Origin of the sequence: Pseudovibrio sp. JE062 (assembly GCF_000156235.1) — a bacterium.
GTDB lineage: Bacteria > Pseudomonadota > Alphaproteobacteria > Rhizobiales > Stappiaceae > Pseudovibrio.
The window spans coordinates 302,847-325,338 of record NZ_DS996805.1 but is presented as its reverse complement, the minus strand read 5'-3'; the positions used below and the strand labels follow the sequence as shown (position 1 = coordinate 325,338).

The window sequence follows — 22,492 nt, the reverse complement described above, 5'->3', positions numbered from 1 at the left end:
CAAACAACGCCCCAGACAACGCGGCGCTTAAAACGGCGTGTAACCGAAGAGCTTTCAAGCTCTGCTGAATTCCCAACATCAACAGCCAGAATCTTATTCCCTGTTTTAGTAGTCCGTTCGAGTATGCTCGAATCGTAACCTGCGCTAGCATCGCGTGATCACAGGTGCTCTGCAAGATAAATTACTTATCTACACCATGTAGAAAAACGCAGTCCTGAGAGACAAATTGCACACCCCAGGAGCAAATAAAGAATGCCTGATACAAAAGATGCGACACCTTCCTTACCGCTGGAAGGAATGCCAGCACCGGATTTCTCCTTAGCCACAGATTCGCAAGGACAATTCATTTTATCAGAACAAACTGGCCAGTCAGTCGTTGTTTACTTTTATCCTAAAGATGACACGCCCGGCTGCACCAAGGAAGCAATTGCCTTTACCGAACATGCAGCTGAGTTTCAAAAACACAATGCTGTTATCATTGGCATTTCGCCCGATACAGCACTAAAGCATGACAAGTTTAAGGCGAAACACGGGCTAACTGTCACACTTGGGGCAGATACCGACAAAGAGGTCTGCGAGGCCTACGGTGTCTGGGTAGAAAAAAACATGTACGGAAAGAAGTACATGGGCGTTGAACGCTCGACGTTTCTCATAGATAAAACGGGCAAGATTGCCAAGATCTGGCGTAAGGTCCGCGTTCCCGGCCACGTCGAAAAGGTCTTGGAAGAACTGAAGAGTCTGAGCCAGTAAAGAATGCCAAAACTACCGGGCAAGAATGAAGCAGATGCGTTTGCTGGACAAGCGCATCTCAACCTCCCTGAATATATCAGTGTAAAGTCGCTCAAGGACGGTGCACGCCAGATTCTGGAGACACCTGATCTGGAGCTGAAAGTCGCGCTTGCCTACTATGTGGCCAATCAATGGTTCAAAGGCGCACTCTCCATTTCAAGAGGGTCCGCTGAAAGGCTTATGCCGGACCGCCCGGGCCGCCCGGCCAAACCAGAACTACTTCCACCTCGCGATATGCCAAAGCGCGCCGTTGGCGGCAAAAACGGCAAGGTCGCCCTACTCCACTCATTGGCCCATATCGAGCTGAATGCTATCGATCTCACCTGGGATCTGATTGGCCGCTTCACACATGTACCAATGCCGCGCTCTTACTACGATGATTTCGTCCGCGTAGGTCTGGAAGAAGCAAAACACTTCACACTCATTCAGGAACGACTGGCAAAACTAGGCGCAGCGTACGGCGACCTCCCTGCCCATGATGGACTATGGCAGGCGGCTCAATCCACCGGCAAGGATCTGTTGGCTCGTCTGGCAATCATCCCGCTGGTGCTGGAAGCACGCGGCCTCGACATCACACCATCCATGATCGAGAAGGCCAACGCGACGGGTGACGAGGACACGGCTAGTGTGCTGCATGTGATCTACCGGGATGAAAAAGGACACGTTGCCTTTGGCGCAAAGTGGTTCCGCTTCATGTGCGACCGCCAGCGCGTCCGTCCGGAGCCGCGTTTTCAACAGCTCGTAAAACAGCATTTCAAAGGACCACTGAAGCCCCCGTTTAATGACAGGGCAAGATCTGAAGCTGGCCTCACTCCGGGCTTCTACCGCCCACTCATCAAATTGACCTAATGATACACCGCACTTAGACTTTATTAACCATAACTAACTTTAATCGAATTTAACAAATCATTTCCAGTAGGCAAACTGAGCAAGTGGTCATCCGATGAAACTTTCTAGGTGCAGTGAGTTTTCCAGCAATTACAGTCAATTGAAGTTGGATGGTCCAATGTGGCTTTCGCGCATCACATCTGAGCTGCGATCAATTCCGCCCGTGGCCTATTGGATTTCCGGTCTCGCAGCCACGGCTGTGGTCTCTGCAGTATTAGCAAGCAGCTTTCAGCAGTCTCTCAGCGAGATACGACTTAATTCAACATTATCCAGAGAAATAGCTCTCCGTGAAAACTATGAAAGCGAAATCCGGGACCTCAAATTTCAGCTTGGAGAGCTGAGAGGCCGCATGGATCAGGACGCTTCTGGTTTGAGCGCTCCGGCCCGTAAACAGCAAGAACTGTTGCTGCGCCAGTTCAGAGAAATCGAAGCTCTGGTAACACTTGCAGAGCAGTCCAACCTCGTCCTTTCCGCAATCCCACCGTCTCCAAAGCGCAAACCGCTCAAGAGCACGACACCTGCAGCTACAACAGCAAGTCTGTCCTATGCGCCGCAGCAGAACAGCTCTGCACCGCTGGATATTCTTGGCACACTGTCTGGAAAAAAGACCTCTGCAGAGCAACAGGCAACAACACACAAAGATTTCTACTCCAAGCAAGCTCAAGGCCAGCTTCTGCTGACGGCTTACACGCAAGCCGCACTGGACGACATCAAACGGGCCAACACCCTACTCAAGAAAGCCGGTGTCTCTCAGCCTGCATTTGTCACACCTCGCTCTTCTGCTGGTGGCATCTATCAGGACATTGGAACGGCGGATCTCGACAGCAGCATGGTTGCAGCCCGCCGGATCATCGAACAGCGCATTGAACTGAACGCGAAGGTGGACGCTCTCCCATTTGGGCGACCGCTGAACAGCTTCAACGTCTCCAGCCCTTATGGAGCACGCACCGATCCATTCCTCGGCAAACCGGCAATTCACACCGGGCTCGATTTCAAAGCCAGCCGCGGAACCCCTGTGAAAGCAACCGGCGCTGGTATCGTCTCACTCTCCCGCTACAACGGCGGCTATGGTCTGTCTGTAGAGATTGTTCACGACAACGGCCTGATCACCCGCTACGCCCACATGCAAAAGCTTTTGGTGAGTGAAGGTCAACGCGTCAACATGGGCGATCTGGTCGGCACAGTCGGCAACACAGGCCGCTCCACCGGCCCTCACCTTCACTACGAAGTGCGCCTGAACGGCAAACCTGTCAACCCAATGCGCTTCATCCGCACAGGCGACAGACTAGCAGCGATCTTCCGCCCAAAACAGCAAACCAAGGTCGCCCTCAACCTGCCGTGACCATATCGACTGCATGTTTCATGTATCCTGACTTGCAATACACACAGAGCAACATAGGTTAAGTTCATACTTATCCTATGTGTGCCTCAAAAACTTTCGTGTGCTTTGCAATGAGACAGAAATTTCCGCTTTACCTAATCCTACTTCTTCTTTTAATCGCTTTCCCAAACATCAGTTACGCACGAACAATGATCACCACTTTTTCAGAGGCCTCACCTAGTGAGCTGAGACCTCTGATTAAAGATGGCGTACTGAAGCAAGAAGACACGGAAAATACGCGAGTTCACTCAACCTACTCCTTGCAACTCTTTCGCGTCGAAACCGCAGAAAAATGCAAAGACTACTTGTGTGAAGGGATACTGGTAGTTCCACATGGCGAGGGTAACTTCTACATCAATCTTCCGGTTTCAAATCAGATTTTCAAAAGCGATCATATGCAAGAGAACGCAAGCATTTCTGATGTAATCGACACAATACATCTGACCAGCGAAGATCGCTGCTACAGCACAACAATCACATTCACACCGCGCAAACCGATCAAGATCAAGCAAAACCTTCCTGATAAAGACTGCCTTGAAAACAAAAAGCCCCGAAACTGAGCTCCGGGGCTTCTTTCATTCATTGCAGAAGATAAGACTTAGTCCAGATCTTCAACCGCTGCAGGAGCATTGCCGAAGGCGCGATGCGCGAGCGTTGCTTCCATGAACTTGTCCAGATCACCATCCAGAACGTCAGAAGGTGCAGTGCTTTCAACACCGGTTCGCAGATCCTTCACCAACTGGTATGGCTGCAGAACGTAAGAGCGGATCTGGTGGCCCCAACCGATATCGGTCTTAGAGGCGGCATCCTTGTTGGCCTGCTCTTCACGGCGTTGCAACTCAGCCTCATAAAGACGCGCACGCAGCATGTCCCACGCGGTGGCGCGGTTCTTATGCTGAGAACGTTCGCTCTGACACTGAACAACAATACCTGTCGGATTGTGCGTGATACGAACAGCAGAGTCAGTCGTGTTCACGTGCTGACCGCCTGCACCGGACGCACGGTAGGTATCAATGCGGCAGTCGGCCTCATTAATCTCGATATTGATGCTGTCATCAATAACCGGATAAACCCAGACAGATGCAAAGGACGTATGACGGCGTGCATTGGAGTCATATGGGGAGATACGAACCAGACGGTGAACACCAGCTTCGGTCTTCATCCAGCCATAGGCATTCTCGCCCTTCACAAGCAAAGTCGCAGACTTGATGCCAGCTTCTTCACCGTCGTTGTATTCCATCAGCTCAACTTTGTAGCCGTGCTGTTCGCCCCAACGACGATACATACGCAGCAACATGCTGGCCCAGTCCTGGCTCTCCGTACCACCTGCACCAGAGTTGATCTCTATGTAAGTGTCGTTGCCATCGGCTTCACCGGAAAGCAGAGACTGCAACTGAAGCTTATTGACCTGCTCAAGCATAGCTTTCAGAGCACCCTCAGCCTCGTCAACGACAGACTGATCGTCCTCCATCTCGCCCATTTCAATCAGTTCCTGATTGTCAACGAGATCCTGCTCAAGCTTGCGAACGCCGTTGATGCTGTCATCAAGCTGCTGGCGTTCACGCATAAGTTTTTGCGCATTCGTCGGGTCATTCCAAAGATCTGGATCTTCAGAAAGCGCATTGAGTTCATCTAGACGGACAAGTGCGACGTCCCAGTCAAAGATGCCTCCTCAGCAGGCTTATGGCCTGCTTGATTTCGTCGACGATGGCCTCCATTTCGGCGCGCATCGGATACCTCACTGTTTTGAAAAAACTTTAATGCAGTCAATTGCACTGCGTCGGTTGCGAACATAGTCGCAGCAAATCATTTCCGCAATCAGTCAGACCACAGAAACTGTGGGCTGGTCGCGCAGTTAGCATGACCAGCCCATGAAGAGTTTTAGTAAAGACCACCGGTACCGGACATAACCGCCCGCCCTGCTTCCGGAGAAAGATCCTGACGGATACCAATCTCATCCTGGAAGCCAATCACAGAGTAACTGTCTGGTGGAGACGTACCTGGTTTGAAGGACTCCAGAATGGTGCCCGGAGCGCCTGCAGATGCCCGCAGACCTGTGCGGCGGTTGATGGAAACCAGACGCAAACCATTAGGAACACGGAACTCAAGTGGAGGCGCATCCTGCAGCGCATCTTTCATGAACGCTGTGAAGATTGGCGCAGCAACCTGACCACCAGTCGCGCCCTTACCCATCTTGCGAGGCGTGTCGTAACCAACAAACACACCAACGGTCAGTTCAGGCGTAAAGCCCACGAACCAAGCATCACGCTCATCGTTGGTGGTACCAGTCTTACCAGCAACCGGACGACCAACAGCCTTAACGCCTGTCGCCGTACCGCGCTGTACTACACCTTCCATCATGGAGGTGATCTGGTAAGCCGTCATTGGGTCGAGCACCTGCTCGCGAGTATCGATCAGCTCAGGCTCAGCCTGATTATCCCAATACTCTTCAGAGCAGTTGGTGCAGACCAGCTGGTCGTTCTGATAGATGGTCTCACCATAACGGTTCTGAATGCGGTCAATCAGAGTTGGCTGCACACGGCGACCACCGTTGGCCATCATGGAGTACGCAGCGGTCATACGCATCACAGTGGTTTCACCAGCACCCAGAGACATGGAGAGCACTGGCATCATGTTGTCATCAATGCCAAAGCTGCGCGCATACTCGGAAACCAGATCCATGCCCATGTCCTGAGCAAGGCGCACAGTCATCACGTTACGGGAAAGTTCAATACCTGTCCGCAAAGTGGATGGACCATAGAACTTGCCGCCGTAGTTCTGCGGCTTCCATGGGTCCTGTCCCGGTCCCTGTTCAATTTCAACCGGCGCATCCAGCACCACGGAAGACGGCGTATAGCCATTATCCAGCGCGGCTGCATAAACGAACGGCTTGAAAACAGAGCCAGGCTGACGCCAAGCCTGTGTCGCGCGGTTAAACTGGCTCTCTGCATAGCTGAAGCCACCAACAAGCGCCAGAACACGACCGGTATGCGGATCCATCGCCACCAAAGCCCCGGAAACCTCCGGAACCTGACGTAGAACGTACTTACCGCTTGGCATACGCTGTATGTAAACAACATCGCCCGGGTTCAGCACTTCCTGAACATTACGCGGAGCGCGTCCATTAACGCGCGCCCATTTCATATCGCTCAGGTTCAAATCAGCGCGTACACGCTCAGTAGAGAGCTTACGGTTCGCAAGGCGCTCTGGACGAAGACCAACAACAGCCTTCTGATTGCTTACAGAAAGAACAACAGCACTGGTCCACTCAGGAACATCATTCAGGGTCTGAACTTTGTCGAGAGCAGCACCCCAGTCGCTGGAAGCGATTTCGATGTTACCAATCGGACCACGCCACTTGCCACGCTTATGGTCAAAGTCAACCAGACCATCACGCAGGGCTTTACGGGCTTTCAGCTGCATATCAGGGTTAAGAGAGGTCCGAACGGACAAACCGTCCTCATAGAGCTTCTCTTCGCCATATTGAGCAGCCAACTGACGACGCACAGCTTCAGAGAAGTACTCAGACCCTCTTACAAGGTTTCCTGTTGGGCGCAGCTTCACATCCAGAGGCTTCGCTTTTGCTTCAATGCCTTCCTGAACAGAAACGTAGCCATTCTCAACCATACGGTCGATCACCCAATTACGACGCTCAATCGCGCGATCACGATAGCGGTATGGGTGATAGTTGGATGGGCCTTTAGGAACAGCAGCCAGATACGCAATCTCTTGCAGTTCGAGCTCATGAACGGATTTATCAAACAGGATCAGGGATGCAGCACCAACGCCATATGCCCCTACCCCAAGATAGATCTCGTTCAGATAAAGTTCGAGGATTTCGTCTTTGGTGAAGGCCTGCTCAATGCGTAGAGCCAGAAGCGCTTCTTTGATCTTGCGCTCGTACTTCTGCTCACCGGTCAGAAGGAAGTTCTTCGCCACCTGCTGCGTAATGGTGGACGCACCAACAAGTCGGCGACCGGAACCACTGTTGCGCACGTTGGTGATCACCGCACGGCCAATGCCCCATGGATCAATACCAATATGCTCATAGAAGTTCTTATCTTCCGCAGAAAGGAAAGCCTGCTTCACACGGTCAGGAATAGCCTGAATCGGAATAAACAAACGCCGCTCACGCGCGAACTCATACATGAGATGACCATCAGCAGCATGCACACGTGTCATGACTGGTGGTTCGTAATCCTTCAGCGCGGTGTAATCCGGCAGATCCTTGGTTATGTCATTGAGATAAATCCACAGTCCGGCCGCTGCAATCAGCCCCAGAACAACTGAAATCCCAAAGAGATATCCAATGAACTTTAAAAATAATCTCATATTCGGGCTCGTTTGCTTTCCCGCTAAGAATGTTCGAGTCGTGAAGCCAGCATTCCAGAGCCAGTTTCAAACGCCGTTCCTGATGCATTTCCGGTAAAGGGTCAAGAGGTCTTGGCCCGAATGAGTGCAGCAGAACCGAATCCAGACTTCACTGTTACAGTTTGGCACCCAATCGCTTTTCATTATGGCAAAGCTGAGGCAGGAACTATGGAATTATCCCACCGCAACAGCGACATATACGCACCCGAAAAACAATCAGCCAAACAGCTATTGCTGCGCAATTCTGGCCCGAAAGAAACTGTTCGTTGCCTGAACAATCGCATCCGACACACGTTCCCGCCACTCATCAGAACCTAACATTTTCTCATCCAGATTATTGGAAAGAAATCCAAGCTCGATCAAAACGGAAGGGACATCGTGGCTTTTCAGCACCTGAAACCCCGCAGAACGAAGAGGATTTTTAATAACTGTTGTGGCGCTTTTAAGTTCTTCAACCACCAATCGTGCAAAATGGATCGAAAAATTCTTGGTTTCGCGACGTGTCAGCTCCACAAGAATATCCGTAACTTCTTCTGGTTCATCAGAAAAATCCACACCGCCGATTACATCGGAATAGTTTTCACGCCGCGCCAGAGCAGCTGCCATACGGTCAGAGGCTTTCTCTGAAAGAGTGTAGATTGAGGCACCACGCGTGGTCTCTGCCCCATTTGTGATCGAATCCGCATGAATGGAGATAAAGAGGTCAGCATCCTTGCCACGAGCAATCTTGGTGCGCTTACCAAGAGAAATGAACTTGTCGTCTTCACGGGTTAGATGAACCTGATAGTAGCCAAGTTTATCCAGTTTCTGTTTCAGGAACCGCGCAAAGTTGAGCACAATTGCCTTCTCCAGCGTCCCGTTACTGCCCACGGCTCCGGAATCAACGCCGCCATGCCCCGGATCAATAACGATCACCGGCAAGTTGCTGTCAGCAGCTTGCGCAGGCTCCTCAGCCTTTGGCTCATCAGGAACAGAAGCTGTCGCGCCTACCGGCAAAGTCTGTGAAATCGCACGGCCAATGGAAGCTTCAAACTCATCAGGGGAGGATTCGGTCAGATCAATCACCAACCGCGTCGGCTGATCCTGAACACCGGGCAGCAGAAAGGTTTTGTCCAACGCCACCGGTGAGTTCAGATCTAGAACAACACGCGAGCGCCCCTTGGAAATGGAGCCATAACGCCAGGAACGCACAAGTCCCCGCCCCTTCGGCGTAAAATCTCGTGGAAACTCAAAGGTCACAGACGGAAGATCAATCACCAGACGATAAGGGCGAGACAAGAATGACAGGCTATAGCCCACTTCACCGTCCATATCGAGAATGAAGCGTGTTCGCGCCAGATCTCCTGCAACACGTGCATCCGAGACCACAGAAACTGCATTTTGCGCTGTTGCCGGGCCATTCACTGCGACGACTGCAAGAAGAGAAAACGCAAAACAATAAAAGCTGAGAGCACAGAACTGGAATGCATAACTGATGCGGCTCACCTTTTCACTCCCCTCAATAAACGCTGGCAATTTAGTTTAAATCAAGTTGAACGATTAAATGACGATTAAGCGAAAGTCACCCCGCCAAACCCTTCATTAAGCATTGATTAACAACTGCAGCTTTCGTAGCAACACACTGCCAGATCGATTTTCCCAAGCTTGCCAAGCGTCTCGATGGATCGTAAAAGGTTTACTAGGACTTCGATTTGGAACTGTTCTGTAAAGTTGTGAGCCATATTTTTTGAAGCTGATATCCTGAGATTTTCGCAGTTTTCAAGCTGATCGGAATGCTTCAAAAGCCCATATGAGCAATTTATGTCGTTTCCAGTTTGTTGATGTGGATACGGTATAAACCAACCGGAAGAGCAATCTGCTCGAGAACCAAGACAGAGTTTTGCCGTGACATTTTCGTTCATGGCGGGTTGTGAACAGTTTTTCTGTCGCTCTGGATAAGTGCTTTATCCCCGAAAATTCGGAGAGGTAGGGCAGCTAGGCGCACGAAGAGTTGTTTACTTACTGGAAGCCTGAAGAAGCGCTTCTATCTAAAGCATACCGCCTTTTGGGCGGACACAAGAGATCATTAAGGGCGAACGGTTTGTCAAAGCTACGCGCAAATACAAATGAACACACTGTAGGAAGCAGTGCGCCGACGTGTCAGTCGGTCCCTTCCTGTCGTGCTCATGCGCGCCGCCGTCTCGCCTTTTCTACTAGCAACTTAAATAACAAGTTGACCGACCTGGGGATGTACAAATCTCAGCGCCACTCGCGCCGTCTTCAGGGCTTGGTCCTAAGGAACTCACTTCATGGCAAACAAGATGCTGATAGATGCGACCCACCCGGAGGAGACCCGGGTTACGGTCGTGCGCGGGAATCGGGTTGAGGAATTTGACTTTGAAGCAGCAAACAGAAAGCAGCTTCGCGGAAATATTTATCTAGCAAAAGTCACCAGAGTAGAGCCATCTCTTCAGGCAGCATTTGTCGAGTACGGTGGCAACAGACACGGGTTCCTCGCATTCAGCGAAATCCATCCGGATTATTATCAGCTTCCGAAAGAAGATCGCGAAGCTCTTGAAGCTCAGCTTGCAGCTGAAGCCGCTGCAAACCAGCGCGAGCGCGAGCGTCGTGAAAAAGAAGAAGCTAAGCGTGAAGCTGAAATTCAGAAAGCCGCTGCTGCGAAAGCCGCAGAAGCTTCTGAAGAAGTTGTTGCTGAGCTGATTGAAGCTGAAACCAGCGCACTTGAAGCTGAGCACGAAGCTGAAGCACTCGCCAGCATGGATGCGCCGTTCCAGGACGACAGCATCGAGGACATCGAAGCGGAAGCACCTTCTGACGAAGATGACACAGATGCAAAGACTGCTGATGAAGCTACCGCAGAAGGTGAAAGCTCCGAGGAAACTCCTGCAGAAGAAGCTTCCGAGGAAGCCGCTCCTGTAGAGGCGACCACTTCTGAAGAAACCGCTGAGGAAGAGACTTCCGGCGAAGCGTCTGAAGAGAAGACTGAAGCAGAAGAAGAAACTGCGGAAGCAGCTTCTGACGCTGACGAGCAGGATGGAAGCGAAGACGAAGCGCAGGAAGAAGTTATCGAGCGCCCTCGCCGTCTGCGCGACAACTACAAAATTCAGGAAGTCATCAAACGCCGCCAGCTGCTGCTGGTTCAGGTGGTGAAAGAAGAGCGCGGCAACAAAGGCGCAGCTCTGACCACATACCTGTCCCTCGCTGGTCGTTATTCTGTTTTGATGCCAAACACCGACCGTGGTGGCGGGATCTCCCGTAAGATCACCAAGCCAACAGACCGTAAGCGCCTGAAGCAGGTTGCCGGTGATCTGGATGTGCCAAACGGCATGGGTGTTATCCTGCGGACCGCAGGCGCAAGCAGAACCAAAGCAGAAATCAAGCGTGACTTCGAATACCTCCTGCGCCTTTGGGAAAACGTCCGCGAACTGACTCTTGATTCAGCAGCCCCTACCCTCGTTTATGAGGAAGGCAGCCTGATCAAGCGTTCTATCCGCGACCTTTACAACAAAGACATCGATCAGGTTCTGGTTGCTGGCGAGGAAGGCTACCGTGAAGCGAAAGACTTCATGCGCATGCTGATGCCAAGCCACTCCAAGAATGTTCAGCCATACCGTGACGCGACGCCAATCTTCACCCGTTTCGGTGTTGAGGCTCAGCTGGATGCAATGTTCTCCCCTCAGGTGACATTGAAGTCTGGCGGTTACATCGTCATCAACCAGACAGAAGCTCTGGTCGCTATCGATGTGAACTCCGGTAAGGCAACCCGCGAACAGAATATTGAAGACACAGCTCAGGCAACCAACCTTGAAGCTGCTGAAGAGATTGCGCGACAGCTTCGCCTGCGCGACCTCGCCGGTCTTGTGGTTATCGACTTCATCGACATGGAAGAGAACCGCAACAACCGCGCTGTTGAGCGTCGCCTGAAGGAATGCCTGAAGTCTGACCGCGCCCGCATTCAGGTTGGCCGTATTTCTCACTTCGGCCTTCTGGAAATGTCACGTCAGCGCATCCGTACCGGCGTGCTGGAAAGCTCCTCCGTTGTATGTCCGCACTGTCATGGTTCCGGCATCGTACGTTCAGTAGAATCCGTTGCTCTGCACATCCTCCGCTCTCTGGAAGATCAGCTACTGCGCGGCTCCTCACATAACCTGAACCTGCGTACGCCAAACGAAGTGGCAATGTACATCCTGAACCAGAAGCGCCATCACCTGATGGATCTGGAACGCCGCTTCGGCCTGGAAATCTCCATTTTTGGTGACGACAGTGTCACCGAGCAGCACTTCACTCTGGAGCGTGGTGAGCTCGCAACACCAAGCGAACGCACTCAGCCGCTGCCTGCAACCGTTCAGCCAGACACCATCTTCCCGATTGAAGAAGATGAAGACGTGATCGAGGAAGCAGCAGACGAACAGAAGCAGGAAGCTTCTGACGAAGATGGCAACGATCGTCGCCGTCGCCGCCGTCGCCGCCGTCGTCGCGGTGGAGACAAGGCTGAAGCAGAACAGAAGCTGGACGATGCTGATCTGTCTGAAGAACAACCTTCCGATGACGAAGAAGCTGCTGAAGAAAAGTCTGCGGATGCGGAAGCATCAGACGCCGGCGAAGACGATGATGATCGTCGTCGTAAGCGTCGTCGCGGTCGCCGTGGTGGCCGTCGCTCACGCCGCAGAAATGCATCTGATGAAAACGGCGAGAACGCAGAAGCAGCTGAAGGCGCAGAATCTTCTGAAGAAGCTGAGCGCTCCGAAGAAGGCACTGCAGACAGCGTAGAAGAAATCATCGCTGAGGCAAAATCTGAAACCGCTGAAGATGCAGCACCGGCAGAAGAAGCTTCTGCGCCTGCTGAAACCACAGCGGAAACTGAAGAAGCTGCAGAAGAGCCAAAGAAAGAGACACGCAAGCCGCGTCGTCGTCGCAGAAAGCCTGCTGCAGAAAAAGAAGCAGCTCCTGAAGCCAAGGAAGAAACTGAAGCACCAGCTGTGCAGGCAGAAGCTTCTGAAGACGTAGCCGTCAAAGAAGCTCCAGCTGCTGTAGAAGCACCGGTTGAACCTGTCGCAGAAGTGGTTGAAGTTGAGGCAGAGCCTGTCGCTGAAACAGCTGACGCTGTTGCTGAGCAGCCGAAGGAAGAAAAGCCAGCTGAGGAGCCAAAAACCGAAGCAAAGGAAGAAGCTCCTGTTGCTGAGGAAGCTCCAGCGGTAGAGGCTGCAGTAGAAGTTGAAGCCCCGGCAAAGCCAAAGGCACCAACCAAGCCAGTCGTCACCTCTCACAAAGTGGTTGAAGGTGAAACCGTCGCGGTTGAGAGCGATGAGGACACACCACGTCGCACCGGCTGGTGGCAGCGCCGCTCTTTCTTCTAAAAAGATCCGAGATCAAATAAAAAGCCCGCTCATTTGAGCGGGCTTTTTTGTTGTTAGTTCTGCCCTACTTGAGCCAGCTTTCCAATCGCTCTACGGCCAGCTTTATGTCTGCCTCCTTCCCTGCAAAGGAAAAGCGCATGTACTGATGGCCGCGAGTAAGATCGAAATCGACACCCGGCGTTGCAGCAATATGCGTCTCAGCCAGCATACGCTGACAGAACTCCATGGAGTCGTTGGTCAGCTTAGATACACCAGCATAAACATAAAAAGCACCGTCCACTGGCAGCACATCAAAGCCCAGCTGAGGCAAGTGATCCAGCAGTACCTGACGGTTCGCAGCATAGCCTGCCTTGATCATCTCGTAGTCTTCCACCGCATCAAACGCAGCCGCAGCAGTCACCTGCGCCAGTTCTGGCGGTGAGATGTAAAGGCTCTGCGCAATACGCTCGATCGGCCGTACCAACACCTCAGGCAACACCATCCAGCCAATACGCCAACCAGTCATGCAGTAATACTTGGAGAAACTGTTGACGATGATCGCCTTGTCCGTAAACCGAAGCGCAGTCTCCTCCTGCATGTCATAGGCAAGGCCGTGATAAATCTCATCTGAGATAAACCAGAGGTCCAACGCCTCACAGGCCTCCACCAAAGCCTTCAGGACTTCAGGCGACATCATGGTGCCCGTCGGATTAGCCGGACTTGCCACCAACACCCCCTTGAGAGGCTTTTCCTTGTGCACCTCTTCTAGGATTTCTGGTGTCAGCGACCAGCGGGTCTCTGGCCCAACCTCAATCTCCACACACTCCAAGCCCAGCACTTCGATGATATTGCGATAGGCCGGATATCCCGGAGACGTAATCGCAATCCGGTCCCCCCGATCAAAACCCGCCAAAAACGCCAGATTGAAGCCGGCAGAAGAACCTGTGGTTGCAAAGATTCGGGATTCCGGCACCTCAAGCCCAAAGGTCTGCTTGTAGTAGCGGGCAATGCTCTTCTTCAGCAGCGGAATGCCCTGCGCTTCTGTGTAGCCCAAGCGTCCGGAGGACAGATACTCATGCGCCACCTTCAAAACCGAGTCAGGAACCGGTGCGCCGGGCTGCCCAACTTCCATGTGCAGCACATGTTCGCCAGCCTGCTCAAGGCGATTGGCAGCATTCAGCACTTCCATAGCTTGAAATGGCAGCACTTCACTCCGTTTTGATCCCATTAATACTGACAAATGCATTCCCTCTTATTTCTTCTTCTCAGAGCCTGTGCTTTAATTTTTTCGGGCCACCTAGCAATTTTGCCTAATAACTGCCTATCTTGGGTGGTTAAGGCTTATTTGAAAGTCTATGTAGTACTTTAAGTGCGAACCGCTCTGCGCCTGCCAAGCCAACTAAGGGGACTTGACGTGCAATTTAAGAACAATGCATTGAAACGTGTGATTGAACCAGTCAAATCACAAGCAACAAAGTTTGCGCGCAATTTTCTCATCACAGCGACTGCACTTTCACTGGTTGTACCTAATGTGGCAATCACCACAGCTCAAGCTCAACAAAAGAAGGGTCTCCCCCTCGTTCGTGATGCTGAGACTGAAGATTTGCTGCGCGAGTACGCCAAACCAATTTTCCGTGCTGCAGGCCTTCCTGCAAATCAGGTTGAGATTATTCTGGTCAATGACAAAAGCTTCAACGCCTTTGTGCCTGACAGCCGCAGAATGTTCATCAACCTCGGCGTGATCATGGACGCCAAAACACCAAGCGAAGTGATCGGCGTGATCGCGCACGAAACCGGCCACATCGCAGGTAATCACCTCGTTCGTATGCGTCAGGCTGCCTCCAATGCACAGATTATGTCCGTGATCGGTATGATCCTTGGTGCAGGCGCCATGGCAGCAGGCGCAACCACCGGCAACAGCTCCATCGCACGAGGCGGTGCAGCGGCAGTATCCGGAGGCGGCGCTCTCGCACAGCGTAACTTCCTGTCCTATCGCCGCTCTGAAGAATCTGCAGCTGACCAGGCAGCCCTGCGCTATCTTGATCGCGTCGGCGTTTCTGCCAAGGGCATGCTCACCACATTCGAACGCATGGCAGATCAGGCGCTATTCTCAGCTCAGTACGTTGATCCATACGCACTCAGCCACCCGATGCCGCGTGCACGTTTCAACGCACTTCAAAACAAGGCGCAAAAAAACAGGCACTTCAACAAGAAGGATCCTGAACGCCTTCAGCTGAAGCATGATATGGTCAAAGCCAAACTGCTGGCCTTCACCAGTCACAAAAACTCTGTTTATCGGGCCTACCCGGACAAAGACAAAAGCCTTGCAGCTCAGTATGCCCGCGCGATTGCCAGCATGCGCTCTGATAAGGTTTCCAAAGCCGTCAGAAAAATCGACGCGCTGATCGCGAAGGCTCCGGAATATCCATACTTCTATGAGATCAAAGGACAAGCCCTGCTCGAAGGAGGCAAGCCCAAAGCGGCTATTGCGCCATTCCGTAAGGCGCTAGCCCTTTATCCGGGCAATCCGCATTTTGAGATCTGGCTCGGCTTCGCCATGGTCGCCTCCAATGACCAGAGGTATCTGAAAGAAGCCAAGAGCATTCTGACAAGAGCTCTTCAGAAAGACCGGTATTCCATGAACGGCTATGCCCAGCTCGCCATCGCAAACGCTCGCCTCGGCGACGTCGCAGGCGCGGATCTGGCAACAGCTCAAAGTCACATGGCCCGCGGCGATATCCGCAGCGCACAGCGCTACGCAAAGCGTGCTCAAAAAAAATTGAAGGTCGGCACACCGGCTTGGCAACAAGCTGACGATATACTGTCGGTTAAAGTGCCTCAGGTAAGACGCCGCTAACAGATCAGACAGATAAAAACCAACACCCGAACAGGGTTACAGGAGATGTCATGAATAAACTCATTCGCCGAGCTGCGATCACTTGTGCAGCAACGCTCGCTCTGCTGCCAGCAACTTTTTCTGCACAAGCAGAATCGGTGAACCGCGCTGAAGTGGAAACGATCATCAAGGAGTACCTCGTTCAGAACCCTGAGATCGTGCTGGAAGCACTGCAGGAACTGGACAAGCGCCGCCTCGCTGAAGAAGAAAGCGCTCGTAAAGAAGCCATCACAGGCCTTTCCGACAAGATCTACAACAGTGAATACCAGATCGTTCTTGGCAATCCAGATGGTGACGTCACCCTCGTTGAACTGTTCGACTACAACTGTGGTTACTGTAAGCGCGCCCTGTCTGACCTCGTTCGCCTCGTAGACGAAGACAAGAACCTGCGCGTAGTGCTGAAAGAGTTCCCGGTTCTGGGCAAAGCCTCTCAGGAAGCTGCACGCGTTGCGATCGCTGTTGCTGAAGTTGCACCAGACAAATATGAGGACTTCCACCTCGCCCTGCTCAGCCAGCCTGGCCGCGCAAACCTGGCGAGCAGCCTGAAAGTGGCGAAAGACCTTGGCATTGCAGATGCAGATCTGGAAAAGTCCATGAAGTCCAGCCGCGCAGCTGAAACTTTCCAGGAAGTCTTCACCATTGCAGAACAGCTCGGCATCACCGGCACACCATCCTACATTCTGGGTGATGAAGTGATTGTGGGCGCTGTCGGCTACGACACTTTGAAGGAAAAAATTGCAGCAGAACGCGAGTAAGTTAATCTTAATCGCGCATATCAACGCATTTTCGCTGCTTTATCCTTAAGAACTCTGCTCAGAGCGGACAAAGGTCTTTTCCTTGGTCCGCTCTGATCATATAAGAGGGCCAGTTATGTTTATTTGTCTGGCTACACTTTACCAATACGTCAAGTAAACCTAGCTCATTACACAGAGTTTTTGAGAACAGATTGGTTGCGTAGCCGCAACTACATTTGTGTACTTCTGAGTAAATCAAAGGGAAATGTGCCTTTCTGCGCGGTTAAACATGATATTGCCTTATGCGCAGCCTAGGCACACCGGATGCATACTTTTTTAAAAGCAGCATCTCGCAACTAGAGAATTAATGGCCATCTATGCAGTTAATGACCGACTGCTTGATGCGTTCATTCACTAAGAAGATCCGTATTTTGCTCTGAGCAACCGGATTTTCACAGATTTTTAAAGGCCATCCTTGCTGCACATTCGCTTTGGGGGGCCAAACCGAAAGTTCCTGACACCAGTCAGGGCATTTCGAACTGGACGATGAAAACGATGACGAAAGAAACTAAGTTTGATCAGGAAATGATCCGCCAGCTGGCTAACGTGCTGGACGAAACCAACCTGACCGAAATCGAGGTGGAACACAAAGATCTCCGCGTTCGTGTCGCTCGTCAGCTGTCAGCAGGCGCAGTCGCGGCAGCTCCTGTTGCAGTCGCAGCACCGGCTCCTGTAGCAGCTCCAGCACCAGCTCCTGCTGCTGCAGCGCCAGTTGAGATCGCAGTGTCCGCAGACGCAGCAAGCCATCCGGGCGCAGTGACTTCTCCAATGGTTGGTACCGCTTACCTTGCTCCAGAGCCAGGCGCAGCACAGTTCATCGAAGTTGGCAAATCCATCAAGAAGGGTGACACCATCCTGATCGTGGAAGCAATGAAGACCATGAACCAGATCCCTGCTCCAAAAGCAGGTACTGTAACTGCAATTCTGGTTGAAGACGGTCAGCCAGTAGAATTCGGCGAACCACTCATCATCATCGAATAACAGGCGTAGTCTCTATGTTCTCCAAGATCCTCATCGCAAACCGCGGCGAGATCGCACTCCGCATCCTTCGGGCATGTAAAGAGCTGGGCATTCGCACTGTTGCGGTCCACTCCACTGCCGACGAAGACGCAATGCATGTGCGCCTTGCTGACGAAAGTGTTTGTATTGGTCCGCCGGTAGCCCGCGACAGCTACCTCAACATTCCGCAGATTCTGGCAGCCTGTGAAATCACTGGCGCCGACGCGGTGCATCCCGGTTACGGTTTCCTTTCCGAGAATGCACGCTTTGCGGAAATTCTTGAGGCGCACGGCATCACCTTCATCGGCCCTACCTCTGAGCACATCCGCGTGATGGGCGATAAGATTCAGGCAAAAACCACGGCAAAAGAACTGGGTATTCCAGTTGTGCCAGGTTCTGACGGTGGTATCACTCCGGAAGATGACGTCCATGCAATTGCAAAAGAGATCGGCTATCCGGTTCTCGTAAAAGCAGCTGCAGGCGGCGGTGGTCGCGGCATGAAGGTCGCTCAGACCGCTGATGATCTGGACACTGCAATCTCCACCGCACGCTCTGAATCCAAAGCAGCTTTCGGCGACGATGCGCTGTACATGGAAAAGTACCTCGGTAAACCACGCCACATTGAGGTGCAGGTTCTGGGTGACGGTCAGGGCAATGCGATCCACCTTGGTGAGCGCGACTGTTCCTTGCAGCGTCGCCACCAGAAGGTATTCGAGGAGTGTCCTTCCCCAGCTCTGAACGAAGAGCAGCGGATGGAAATCGGCGAGATCTGTGCGGAAGCGATGCGCAAGCTGAAGTATCGCGGCGCGGGCACCATCGAGTTCCTCTATGAAAACGGTGAGTTCTACTTCATTGAAATGAACACCCGTTTGCAGGTGGAACACCCTGTAACAGAAATGGTAACCGGCATTGATCTCGTGATCGAACAGATCCGCATCGCTGCAGGCTCTACCCTTTCCATCAATCAGGAAGATGTACGCTTCTCCGGTCACGCAATTGAGTGCCGTATCAACGCAGAACATCCTCTGACATTTGCTCCGTCTCCGGGCACCATCACCTACTACCACCCACCGGGCGGTCTGGGCGTGCGCGTGGATTCCGGCGTTTATCAGGGCTACAAAATTCCTCCGCACTATGACAGCCTGATCGGTAAGCTGATCGTCCATGGCCGCTCTCGTGTAGAATGTATGATGCGTCTGCGTCGTGCGCTCAGCGAGTTTGTGGTTGATGGCATCAACACCACTGTTCCGCTCTTCACAGAGCTTCTGGACAACCAGGATATCGCCAACGGCGCCTATGATATCCATTGGCTGGAGAAGTTCCTGGAAGCGCACATTGCAGAACAGAACTCAGAAGAAAACTGAGGAGATTTAGGGAGGTCAAAAGCAGCCCAGCATGGAATTTAAGATTACCCCACAAATTCTGCTTAAAGCATACGCTTGTGGCATCTTTCCAATGGCTGAAACTGCGGATTCTCCTGATCTTTTCTGGATCGATCCCGAGCGGCGAGGCATCTTGCCGCTCGATTCATTTCATATCCCCAAACGGCTCGCACGAACCGTTCGCGCAGACAAGTTCATTGTCCGCGCCTCCCGCAATTTCAAAGCTGTCATCTCCCACTGCGCAACCACCAATGCGGAGCGCAAGGAGACATGGATTAATGCGGAGATCAGGAAGCTCTACACAGAGCTTTTCGCTATGGGCTATTGCCACACCGTTGAAGTTTATAACACTTCTGACGAGCTCGTTGGCGGCCTTTACGGAGTATCACTCGGCGGAGCCTTCTTTGGTGAAAGCATGTTCTCGCTGGAACGCGATGCCTCAAAGGTTGCGCTGGTGCATCTCTATGGACGCCTTCTCTATGGCAACTACAGGCTGCTGGACGCACAGTTTGTGACAGAGCATCTGGAGCAATTCGGCGCCACTGAAGTTCCAAAAGAGCAATACGGCAAGCTATTGGAAAACGCATTGATGGTGCATGGAGATTTCAATGCGCTGCCTCAGGAAACCTCAGGCAAACTGCTGCTGCAGATCATTGAGGACATGCGTCCTGCTCCCCCCAAAAACAAAAACGGCCTCTTGTAAGAGGCCGCATCATCTTTATTGCAGGGTGGCAACAACCTTAGGCCGTGGCACCGGAATTTCGCCTGAAGAAACAAAGTCTTTGCCAGCCAGCTCGTCCTCTTCGGAAACAAGCTCAACGGCAGGACCGGCATATCCTTCCGGCGGTGGAACCGATGTGGTCTTCTTACAGTTGATCAGCCAGATGTCATAAACACTGTGCTCCACAGCATGAACGCCCGGGTTGCTGGCGAACATCCAACCGCTGAAGATACGGCGTACTTTGCTGTCCAGTGTCAGCTCATCAACCTCAATAAACGCAGTGGTTTGAGAGGCTTCTGTCAAAGGGCGAGAGTTACACACGCGCGGTGTCACCTGCAGCGCGCCAAACTGAACGGTCTCATCAATGTAGACATCAAAAGTGGTAATACGGCCTGTGATTTTGTCGAGGCCTTTAAACACAGCAACTGGGTTATGAATTGGTGTCTGAGCTTGAGCAGGCAATGAGTAAGCTGCCCCACCAATCAACGCAGCGAGTGCGCAAGATGCAGCACGCCCAAGATATTTACGCATTGTAAAACCCATAAAACTTTCCAGCAGCTATTGATTCAATCGCCCAAGCTGTACAGGGCTTAGCACTGGAATGGCGCGGGGAAAAGGCCAGAACGAGGCAAACAGGCGGCAATCGCTGAGGAATCTCAGCTAACCCACAGGCGTTGCCCAGATGTCACGGTGGATTTTTATGGCTCACCTGCAAATTTTACTTAAATAACAAGGCGCCAATTTCCCAAATGGTCTTGTGTCACTGGTTTCATAGCACCCACTGCTGGCAACACCCGAGACCTTGATGCAACCACAGCAACAACGCACATATCAACCACAAGGACAACAGGCACAGAGCCTGAAGAGCCCACTTTGCGTTGGTTTGCGTTATTTATGCGTTGCACGCGTTTTTTCTGCGTTTTTATGCGTTCTTTTGTTTCTGGCACTCCCGGGCGAGGCCCCTGCTCAATCCCTCTACCAAAAGTACATCAAGCAGCAGCAGAAGGAGATCCTGAAAGCGCCCTCCGAGAAGCCGGAGATGCCAGGCGATGAGAACGGCATGCCTGAAACCTTGCGCATGCCAGCAATGCCGCTGATGGAGTTCCGCGCAAAAGATATCATCGGGATGTTCCCCCTCGCCCCTGCTGATACCAGCTCCCCCAGAGCGACCCTCGACAGCTTCCTCGACATCATGGAGGAAACCAACCACCTCATTCAGGAAGCCTATGAGGAGAACACCGGCATGGGAGCCTTCTCCATGGAAACGCTCGGCATGAGCAAGAACCATGAGCGCCTGCAAAACAAGATCCACCTGGCCGAGATCCTTCTGGAACGCGCCAGGGGTTGTTTCGATCTCTCCGGCCTTCCGAGCGCCACCAGACAGCAAACTTCTCTGGAGCTGGTTCTCCAGCTCAAAGAGATACTGGACCGCATCCCACTGCCGCCGTTCCCTGACATCCCGGGAACCGCTGCTGGTACCTATGACTTCAATCAGGCGGGACTGGAGAGTTCATGGACAATCCCGTTCACTCAGATCGTCATCACCAAGATGACAGAGGGACCGCAGCAGGGAGAATACGTTTTCTCAGCGCAAACAGTAGATCGGATTCCTGAGTTCTATGAGGAGGTGAAGAACCTTCCCTCCCGCTCTTCCATCCCGCAGGACCTCTACCACTTCTTTGCCAGCAGTCCGGGACATCTGCTGCCTCCGGCATGGTTCTCGCTGATTGAAAGCCAGCCTTCCTGGTTGTTGGAGCTTTACTACGGACAGGCCGTCTGGCAATGGTTCGCGCTGATCCTGATCACAGCCATCGCAGCAGCTATTCTTTTTGCTTTCATCAACGTCATGCGGCGCTTGCCGGATCGCAAGAAGCCTGTTCGCCGACAGGTGCTCAGCATCATCACCTCCAGCGTCATTGTCGGCTCGCTCATCTTCCTGCGCTACTTGGCGGACTATCAGATCAACATCGGCGGACCGGTTCTGCAGGTCTATGACCTGACCATCGAAACTCTGGTCTGGATCGGCGCAGCTGTGATCATCTACAAAAGCCTGCGCCTTCTGAGCGAACTGGTCCTCCTGAAAAACCGGGGTGCCCCGTCCATTGATCGCAGCATCATTCGCACAGCAACCCAGTTCTTCGCCATCATCTGCGCCCTTGTCCTGCTCACCTATGGTGCAACACGTCTGAACATCCCGCTCTACGGCATCATCGCCGGTATCAGTGTGGGCGGCCTTGCTATCGCCCTTGCAGCCCAGCCCACGCTAGAGAACCTGCTGGGCGGCTTGATCCTTTATGCAGATGGCATCGTGCGGGTTGGAGATTACTGCGAGTTCAACAAGATACGCGGACACGTGGAATCCATCGGCATGCGCTCCACCCGCATCAGAACCACGGACCGAACGCTGGTCACCATCCCCAATGCGGATCTCGCCAAGATGAACTTCATGAACTTCACGGCAAAGGACCACTTCCGCGTGGTCCTCAGGTTTGCCCTCAAATATGACACCAGCGCCGAGCAGCTGGAAAGGCTGATCACCAAGATCAAACGCATGCTGGCCAAACATCCCCTCTCCCAACCAGACGCAGCAAAGGTGAGACTGGAGAACATCGACGAGAACGGCATCGTCATTCAGATCGAGGACAGCGTTCAGGCCGCGACCCGTGATGAGTATCTCGCCATTCAGGAAAGCATCATCATCCGCACTCTGAAACTCATTTCAGATGAGAACATCGAAGTCGCCCACCCCTTCGTCACCAACTACGGCGAGACCGGGAATCTCCAGATGCCCGAAAAAACCGTCGTGCCACCTGTAAAACCAAAACCCAAAGCCAAGGCTGAGACAAAGAAAGAGCCCAAGGCAAAAACGCCAAAGAAAATGAAGGAACGAAAGAAGGCGAAAAAGGCCTGAACGAAAAAACGCGGCCCCGAGGAG

Annotated in this window: 16 protein-coding genes; 11 read left to right on the top strand and 5 right to left on the bottom strand. The window is 52.5% G+C overall.

All coding sequences use genetic code 11. The annotated features are described in order from the left end of the window. Nucleotides 1–252 precede the first annotated feature (252 nt). The 4 genes from PJE062_RS01460 (at nucleotide 253) to PJE062_RS01445 (ending at nucleotide 3,618) form a co-directional block, all read left to right on the top strand. The gene (locus PJE062_RS01460) at nucleotides 253–750 is read left to right on the top strand and encodes a peroxiredoxin (RefSeq protein WP_008547082.1); all 498 of its coding nucleotides are present in this window, start codon (nucleotides 253–255) and stop codon (nucleotides 748–750) included. Nucleotides 751–753: 3 nt separating this feature from the next. Further along, nucleotides 754–1,638, top strand: a complete 885-nt coding sequence (locus PJE062_RS01455; RefSeq protein WP_008547128.1) for a ferritin-like domain-containing protein — start codon at nucleotides 754–756, stop codon at nucleotides 1,636–1,638. Nucleotides 1,639–2,026: 388 nt separating this feature from the next. Then, nucleotides 2,027–3,019 carry a M23 family metallopeptidase gene (locus PJE062_RS01450; RefSeq protein ID WP_208982096.1) on the top strand — a complete coding sequence of 331 codons (993 nt, stop codon included), beginning with the start codon at nucleotides 2,027–2,029 and terminating at the stop codon, nucleotides 3,017–3,019. 188 nt (nucleotides 3,020–3,207) lie between these two features. Then, nucleotides 3,208–3,618, top strand: a complete 411-nt coding sequence (locus tag PJE062_RS01445) for a hypothetical protein (protein ID WP_008547005.1) — start codon at nucleotides 3,208–3,210, stop codon at nucleotides 3,616–3,618. A gap of 38 nt (nucleotides 3,619–3,656) precedes the next feature. Here PJE062_RS01445 and prfB read toward each other — a convergent pair. The 3 genes from prfB to PJE062_RS01430 all read right to left on the bottom strand — a co-directional run bounded on the left by prfB (nucleotide 3,657) and on the right by PJE062_RS01430 (nucleotide 8,914). Beyond that, nucleotides 3,657–4,788 (bottom strand): peptide chain release factor 2 gene (prfB, locus tag PJE062_RS01440; RefSeq protein WP_128647353.1). Its coding sequence is split into 2 segments (ribosomal slippage): nucleotides 3,657–4,718 and nucleotides 4,720–4,788, totalling 1,131 coding nucleotides; the frame shifts between segments, so codons are not numbered across the junction. 151 nt (nucleotides 4,789–4,939) lie between these two features. Next, the gene (locus PJE062_RS01435) at nucleotides 4,940–7,390 is read right to left on the bottom strand and encodes a penicillin-binding protein 1A (protein WP_008546215.1); all 2,451 of its coding nucleotides are present in this window, start codon (nucleotides 7,388–7,390) and stop codon (nucleotides 4,940–4,942) included. 267 nt (nucleotides 7,391–7,657) lie between these two features. Further along, entirely contained in the window at nucleotides 7,658–8,914 is a 1,257-nt protein-coding gene (locus tag PJE062_RS01430; protein ID WP_008546504.1) for an N-acetylmuramoyl-L-alanine amidase, read from the bottom strand. A gap of 803 nt (nucleotides 8,915–9,717) precedes the next feature. Between PJE062_RS01430 and PJE062_RS01425 the strand changes: the two genes are divergently transcribed. Further along, nucleotides 9,718–12,786, top strand: coding sequence for a ribonuclease E/G (locus PJE062_RS01425; protein WP_008546539.1), 3,069 nt, complete (start codon nucleotides 9,718–9,720; stop codon nucleotides 12,784–12,786). A 64-nt stretch (nucleotides 12,787–12,850) separates the two neighbouring features. Here the strand turns inward: PJE062_RS01425 and PJE062_RS01420 are convergent, their stop codons facing one another. Next, nucleotides 12,851–13,993 carry a pyridoxal phosphate-dependent aminotransferase gene (locus PJE062_RS01420; RefSeq protein ID WP_008546203.1) on the bottom strand — a complete coding sequence of 381 codons (1,143 nt, stop codon included), beginning with the start codon at nucleotides 13,991–13,993 and terminating at the stop codon, nucleotides 12,851–12,853. Between the two features lie 186 nt (nucleotides 13,994–14,179). Between PJE062_RS01420 and PJE062_RS01415 the strand changes: the two genes are divergently transcribed. From PJE062_RS01415 to aat, 5 genes are all read left to right on the top strand, one after another. After that, complete coding sequence (locus tag PJE062_RS01415; RefSeq protein ID WP_008547240.1) at nucleotides 14,180–15,622, top strand: M48 family metalloprotease; 1,443 nt, start codon at nucleotides 14,180–14,182, stop codon at nucleotides 15,620–15,622. A 50-nt stretch (nucleotides 15,623–15,672) separates the two neighbouring features. Then, a complete protein-coding gene (locus PJE062_RS01410; protein WP_008546423.1) occupies nucleotides 15,673–16,416 on the top strand; it encodes a DsbA family protein in 744 nt (247 codons plus the stop codon). A gap of 525 nt (nucleotides 16,417–16,941) precedes the next feature. Next, complete coding sequence (gene accB, locus PJE062_RS01405; RefSeq protein ID WP_008547175.1) at nucleotides 16,942–17,436, top strand: acetyl-CoA carboxylase biotin carboxyl carrier protein; 495 nt, start codon at nucleotides 16,942–16,944, stop codon at nucleotides 17,434–17,436. 14 nt (nucleotides 17,437–17,450) lie between these two features. Continuing rightward, on the top strand, nucleotides 17,451–18,818 hold the full coding sequence (gene accC, locus PJE062_RS01400; RefSeq protein ID WP_008547084.1) for an acetyl-CoA carboxylase biotin carboxylase subunit: 1,368 nt from the start codon (nucleotides 17,451–17,453) through the stop codon (nucleotides 18,816–18,818). A 31-nt stretch (nucleotides 18,819–18,849) separates the two neighbouring features. Continuing rightward, entirely contained in the window at nucleotides 18,850–19,539 is a 690-nt protein-coding gene (gene aat, locus PJE062_RS01395) for a leucyl/phenylalanyl-tRNA--protein transferase (protein WP_008546439.1), read from the top strand. A 15-nt stretch (nucleotides 19,540–19,554) separates the two neighbouring features. Here aat and PJE062_RS01390 read toward each other — a convergent pair whose 3' ends face one another. Beyond that, nucleotides 19,555–20,100, bottom strand: a complete 546-nt coding sequence (locus PJE062_RS01390) for a DUF2155 domain-containing protein (RefSeq protein WP_008546745.1) — start codon at nucleotides 20,098–20,100, stop codon at nucleotides 19,555–19,557. A gap of 391 nt (nucleotides 20,101–20,491) precedes the next feature. Here PJE062_RS01390 and PJE062_RS01385 point away from each other — a divergent pair, with 391 nt between their 5' ends. Continuing rightward, complete coding sequence (locus PJE062_RS01385; protein ID WP_008546200.1) at nucleotides 20,492–22,468, top strand: mechanosensitive ion channel family protein; 1,977 nt, start codon at nucleotides 20,492–20,494, stop codon at nucleotides 22,466–22,468. The last annotated feature ends 24 nt before the right edge of the window (nucleotides 22,469–22,492 follow it).

Coding starts and splice junctions, on each gene's coding strand:
- PJE062_RS01460 (WP_008547082.1), top strand. CDS start 253: ATGCCTGATACAAAAGATGCGACACCTTCCTTACCGCTGGAAGGAATG.
- PJE062_RS01455 (WP_008547128.1), top strand. CDS start 754: ATGCCAAAACTACCGGGCAAGAATGAAGCAGATGCGTTTGCTGGACAA.
- PJE062_RS01450 (WP_208982096.1), top strand. CDS start 2,027: ATGGATCAGGACGCTTCTGGTTTGAGCGCTCCGGCCCGTAAACAGCAA.
- PJE062_RS01445 (WP_008547005.1), top strand. CDS start 3,208: ATGATCACCACTTTTTCAGAGGCCTCACCTAGTGAGCTGAGACCTCTG.
- PJE062_RS01435 (WP_008546215.1), bottom strand. CDS start 7,390: ATGAGATTATTTTTAAAGTTCATTGGATATCTCTTTGGGATTTCAGTT.
- PJE062_RS01425 (WP_008546539.1), top strand. CDS start 9,718: ATGGCAAACAAGATGCTGATAGATGCGACCCACCCGGAGGAGACCCGG.
- PJE062_RS01420 (WP_008546203.1), bottom strand. CDS start 13,993: ATGGGATCAAAACGGAGTGAAGTGCTGCCATTTCAAGCTATGGAAGTG.
- PJE062_RS01410 (WP_008546423.1), top strand. CDS start 15,673: ATGAATAAACTCATTCGCCGAGCTGCGATCACTTGTGCAGCAACGCTC.
- accB (WP_008547175.1), top strand. CDS start 16,942: ATGAAAACGATGACGAAAGAAACTAAGTTTGATCAGGAAATGATCCGC.
- accC (WP_008547084.1), top strand. CDS start 17,451: ATGTTCTCCAAGATCCTCATCGCAAACCGCGGCGAGATCGCACTCCGC.
- aat (WP_008546439.1), top strand. CDS start 18,850: ATGGAATTTAAGATTACCCCACAAATTCTGCTTAAAGCATACGCTTGT.
- PJE062_RS01390 (WP_008546745.1), bottom strand. CDS start 20,100: ATGGGTTTTACAATGCGTAAATATCTTGGGCGTGCTGCATCTTGCGCA.